Origin of the sequence: Streptomyces solincola (assembly GCF_002982015.1) — a bacterium.
GTDB classification, from domain to species: Bacteria; Actinomycetota; Actinomycetes; order Streptomycetales; family Streptomycetaceae; genus Streptomyces; species Streptomyces solincola.
Genome location: NZ_PVLV01000364.1, coordinates 1 through 5,134 on the forward strand (window position 1 = coordinate 1; position 5,134 = coordinate 5,134).

General features: G+C 79.3%; 4 protein-coding genes. All 4 read right to left on the reverse strand.

Annotation, left to right across the window (positions count from 1 at the left end; all coding sequences use genetic code 11):
- Positions 1–1,012, reverse strand: a 1,012-nt coding sequence (locus tag C6N75_RS21705; RefSeq protein WP_146132634.1) for a serine/threonine-protein kinase, incomplete at its 3' end; no start/stop codon positions are given.
- Positions 1,012–3,567 (reverse strand): bifunctional serine/threonine-protein kinase/ABC transporter substrate-binding protein, encoded by a 2,556-nt coding sequence (locus C6N75_RS21710; protein WP_105870579.1) that lies wholly within the window; start codon positions 3,565–3,567, stop codon positions 1,012–1,014. The genes C6N75_RS21710 and C6N75_RS21705, both read right to left, overlap by 1 nt.
- Entirely contained in the window at positions 3,567–4,397 is an 831-nt protein-coding gene (locus C6N75_RS21715) for a hypothetical protein (RefSeq protein ID WP_105870580.1), read from the reverse strand. Before C6N75_RS21715 ends, C6N75_RS21710 begins: the two co-directional genes overlap by 1 nt.
- A 263-nt stretch (positions 4,398–4,660) precedes the next feature.
- Positions 4,661–5,134 (reverse strand): NAD-binding protein (locus C6N75_RS21720; protein ID WP_146132635.1); only part of this gene is annotated, 474 nt, incomplete at its 5' end.

Sequence of the window (5,134 nt, forward strand, 5' to 3'; positions counted from 1 at the left end):
CCCGGCCACCGATTCCCCGGACGCCGCCCCTCCGGCCGCCCGGGGCGTCGGGGGCCGGGAGGGTGGTGGCGGTCACGGCCCGGGCGGCCGGAGGGGCGGCGTCCGGGGAATCGGTGGCCGGGAGGGCGGCGGTGGTCAGGGCCCGGGTGGCCCGGGTGGCGACCAGGCGGGTCACCTCGGCGGGGAGCCAGCCGGGAGCGGCGCCGTCGGTCGGGGCGAGGGCGCGCCGCACCTCGGCGGCGGTGGGCCGCTCGGCCGGCGCCTTGGCCAGGCACGCGGTGAGCAGGCCGAGGAGCGCCGGGGGCACGTCGTCCAGGTCCGGTTCCTCGGTGACGGTGCGCAGCAGCGCGGCCGCGGCGAGGCCGCCGCCGAAGGGGCGCACGCCGGTGGCCGCGTAGGCGAGGACGCAGCCGAGGGCGAAGACGTCGCAGGGCGGTCCGATGTCCTCGCGGCGGGCCTGGGCCTGCTCGGGGGCGAGGAAGCCGGGTGATCCGATGATCGCGCCGCCGGCGGTCAGGGCGGTGGCGTCCGGGGCGCGGGCGATGCCGAAGTCGATCAGACGGGGCCCGTCCAGGGCGAGCAGGACGTTGCCGGGCTTGACGTCGCGGTGCACAAGCCCGGCGCGGTGCACCGCGCCGACGGCGTGGGCGAGCCGGCCGCCGAGGACGCGGACGGCGGTCTCGGGCAGCGGGCCGTGCGTCTGGACGGCCTCGCCGAGCGAGGGGCCGGGGATGTAGGCGGTGGCCAGCCAGGGGGCGTCGGCGTCCGGGTCGGCGGCCAGCAGCGGCGCCGTCCAGGGGCTGTCGACGCTGCGGGCGGCGGCCACCTCGCGGCGGAAGCGGGCCCGGTGGTCGGGGTCGCCCGCGCGGGCGGTGTGGATGACCTTGACCGCGACGACCGCCCCGCCGCGCGAGCGGGCCAGGTAGACCACGCCCATACCGCCGGCGCCCAGCCTGGCCAGGGTGCGGTAGGGGCCGATGGCGGGCGGGTCGGCGGGGCCCAGCGGGCGCATCAGGCGGGTACGGCGAGCGGCGCGGGCCCCTCGCAGCGGAAGGCCCCGTCCCGCACCCGCCAGCGGTGGACGTTGTTGTCCGCCGCGATGACCAGGGCCCCGGTGTCCTTGGTGAAGGCGATGGAGCGGGTCAGCCCCTGGTAGGGCTGGGTCCGGATGGCGCTCAGCAGGTCCTCACGGGCGGGCCGGGCGGTGCGCAGCCGGCCCAGCGCCGCGAGGACGAGGCCGGCCGCGTCGTAGGCCTCGGCGGCGTAGTGCGCGGGCGGGCCGCCGAAGCGGCGCCGGTGCGCGGCGGTGAAGGCGGCGCCCTTCGCGGCGAGGGCCGGGTCGCCGATCGGGGCGAGCAGGACCCATCCTTCGGCGGCGTCGCCGGCGGCGTCCAGGAAGCGCGGGTCGAGCAGCGGGTGGAGGCCGACGCGGGGGCCGGTGAAGCGCCGCCGGTCCAGTTCGCGGGCGAAGCGCGCGGCGCGTTCGGGGCTGCCGGTGTAGACGACGGCGTCGGCGCCGGCGGCGGGCAGCGTGCGGGCGGGTGCGCCCAGGTCGTCGTCCAGGGCGCTGATGACCTCGGGGAGCGGTGGGAGGCCGCCGCGGCGCAGGGCCTTGGTGAGGGTGCGGCCGATCTCCAGGGCGTGGTCGCCGCCGGCCCGGTCGACGAGGATGCCGACCCGGCGGGCGGAGGTGTAGCCGCGCAGGTGGATGTCGAGGTAGATGCCGAGGGCGGAGTCCGGGAGCCGGGTGTGCTGCGCGGAGCGGTTGCCGGTGACGGTCAGCACGGTGGCCCCGGTGGACACGGTGACCACCGGGAGCAGGGCGGTGTCGTAGACGGACAGGGCGGCCTCGGCGGTGGCGTCGGTGGTGGGGCCGAGCACGGCCAGGACGGCGGGGTCGGCGGCCAGCTTCCCGGCGGCGCGGCGGGCGCGGACCGGGTCGCCGCCGTCGTCCTCGGTGCGCACGGTGAACCGGAAGGGCTGCCCGGGGCGGGAGTTGAACTGCTCGACGGCCAGCCGCAGACCCTGTTCCTGGGCGCGCCCGGTGGCTCGGTCGGGGCCGGTGAGGTCGCCGTGCAGGGCGATCGTGTGGTGGGGCCTGGGGTCGTCGGCGGAAGCTGCGGTGTCCTCGTCGCGTGCGCGCGCCCACAGGGCAGTGCCGGCGCCGGCGGTGAGCAGCAGGGCGCCGCCCGCCGCGGCGAGCAGGACCCGGCGGCGGGGACGGCTGGCGGGCCCGGCGTCGGCGGGTACGGCGTCGCCGGACGGGGCGGGCTCTCCCGCGGTCGCGGGCGCGTGCGGGTCGTCCGGGGCGGTGTCCGCCCCGGACGGCACGGGCTCGTCGGCGCCGCCCGCCTCGCCCCGTGCGCCTGCCGGCTTGGCCTGCGCGCCTGCCGGCTCGGCCTGTCCTCCCGCCGGCTGGGCCTGCGGGACCACCACCTCAGCATGCGCGCCCGCCGCGTCAGCTTGCGCGCCTGCCGCCTCGGCCCGTCCACCCGCCGCCTCAGCGTGCGCAGCCGCCGGACCCGCCGCCTCGTCGGTGGGTCCGGGGCCCGGGCGGCCGGCCGGTGGCGGAGCCGCGCCGGAGGGGGCGTCAGCGGCGGAGGGGGCGTCGATCCGGGTGTCCTGGATGTCCGGCAGCGCCAGCGCGGCGGTCGAGCGTTCCGCGACGAGCCGGACCAGGGCCGGGGGCAGCCAGTCCGGCGGGTCGGCGTCGTCCGGGTCGGCCCGGCGGGCGGCGCCCGGCCCGGGGTCCCGGTCGGCCGGCGGGTCGGCGAGCGCGGCCAACTCGGCCGCGGTGGGCCGCTGTCCGGGGTCCTTGGCCAGGCAGCGGCGGGCGGTGGCGGCCAGTTCGGCGGGTACGCCGTCGAGGTCCGGTTCGTCGTGCACGGCCCGGTAGAGCAGGGCGTCCACGGGGCCGGCGCCGAACGGCGGGCGTCCGGTGGCCGCGTACGCCAGGACGCAGCCCAGCGCGAAGACGTCGCCGGCGGGCCCGACCTGGTCGCCGGGGCGGCCGTCCGCCGCCTCCGGCGGCAGGTAGCCGGGGGTGCCGATGATCAGTCCGGTGGCCGTGAGCCCGGTGTCGTCGGCGGCGCGGGCGATGCCGAAGTCGATCAGCCGCGGTCCGTCGTGGGCGAGCAGCACGTTGCCCGGCTTGAGGTCGCGGTGCACCAGGCCGCCGGCGTGCAGCGCGGTGAGCGCCTCGGCGAGGCGGGCCGCCAGGACGCGTACCGACGCCTCGGGCAGCGGCCCGTGGCGGGCGACGGCCTCGGCGAGCGAGGGGGCGGGCAGGAAAGCGGTGGCGAGCCAGGGTTCGTCGGCGTCCGGGTCCGCGCCGGCCGGGGCCGCCGTCCAGCGGCCGGCGACGCGCTGGGCGATGTCCGCCTCGCGCCGGAAGCGTTCCCGGAAGCCGGGGTCGTCGGCGTACTCCCGGCGGACCACCTTCAGCGCCACCAGCGGGCCTCGGGGCGAGCGGGCCAGGTAGACGACGCCCATGCCGCCCTCGCCGAGCCGGCCGAGCAGCCGGTGGCCGGCGATCCGGGCCGGGTCGGTGCGGTGCAGGGGTTCCATCAGCCCTCCCGTCCGAGGCGGGCCTTGACCCGCTCCCCCATGCCGGCCATCGGTGCGTTGGCCTGCACCAGCAGGTCCTGCGGGGTGTGGCCCGCGCCGCCGCGGACCGACACGCCGATGGTGACGGCGCCGATCCGGCCGACGCCCCAGGAGTAGGGGCGGGCGCCGTCCGGGGTGGCGTAGAAGCCCTGCTCGATCACGTGGTCGTCGGCCCACTGCTGGCCGTGCACGCCGAACGGGCTGGCGGCCGACTGCAGTCCGCCGACCCGCTCGCCGTCCCGGATCTGCTGCTCGGGGCAGCGCAGCGACTGCTCCAGGGCGTCGGCCAGCTCCCGGTCGGCGGCCTGCTCGGTGGCGTACACGGTGACGACGGCGGTGACCCGCAGCGGTCCCTTGCCGGCCGAGCCGGGCAGCCAGGCGTAGCGGGAGCGGGAGGCCAGCACGCCGGGCGGCAGGGGGACGCGCTGCCAGCGGCACTGCCCGTCGAGCGCGGCGACGGTGCGCGGGCGGCTCTCGGGCGCGGCCTCGGCCCGGAAGTCCGGCCCCCAGTCGGCGGGTTGGAAGGCGACCCGGTCGGTGAGCGCCTCGGCCTGGGCGGCGTTCTCCGGGACGCGCGCCGGGTCGGCGGTGAAGCGGACGGCGGGCTGTTCGCCGGGCACGGGGTCGGCGGAGGCCGAGGACGGGGCCGCCGGTGCGGGGCTGGGTCCGGCCGGAGCGCGCTGCGGGTCGCCGGCCGAGCAGCCGGCGATCAGCGCCGCGAGCGCGCAGCTCGCGGCGGCGCGGTGGCGGCGGCGCCTTCGCCCGGACGTCGTGCGGTCGTGACCTGGCATGGGACCCCCTGTGCCGTGCTCCCCGTCGCCGTGCTCCCCGTACCGGCCCTGGGATCGTACAGAGCGCGGGCGGGCGGCGGGGCCGTTCGAGGGAAAGACCGCCGCGGCCGGCGGTCCGGTGCCGCGCGACCGAAGTCCCGTCCAGGCGGCCGGAGTTGCGACCCCGCGGCCGGGCGTGGGATCGGAGGCGTCCCACCACCGCCGGTCCCCCCGCCGTCCGTGCCGTGCGGGAGACCGGGCTCCCGGCCGGGGTTCCGTCGGCGTCAGGAGGCGGCGGAGCCGTCGAAGCTGGCGTAGTAGGCGGCGGCCATGTCCTGGTCGCCGCGGCCCTGGGCGGCGGCGCGGCGGAAGCGTTCGGCGCAGGCGGCGGCGACGTCGAGGCGTACGCCGTGCTGCTCGCCGGCGCGGACGATGAGCCGGGCGTCCTTCTCGGCGGTGCCGACCGCGAAGGAGGCGGGGGTGAGCCGGTCCTCCAGGACCAGCTCGGACTTGGCGCGCAGGTAGCCCATGTCGAGCGGGCCGCCGGCGATGACCTCGAAGAAGGCGTGCGGGTCGACGTCGAGGCCCTTGGCCAGGGCCAGGGCCTCGCCGGCGGCGCCGGTGGCGGCGAGCACCCAGCTGTTGGCGACGAGCTTGAGCCGGGTGGCGCTGCCGGTGGCGGGGTCGTCGCCGGTCCACACGGTGCGGCTGCCGACGGCGTCGAAGACCTGGCCGACGGCGGTGCGGCCCTCGGCGGG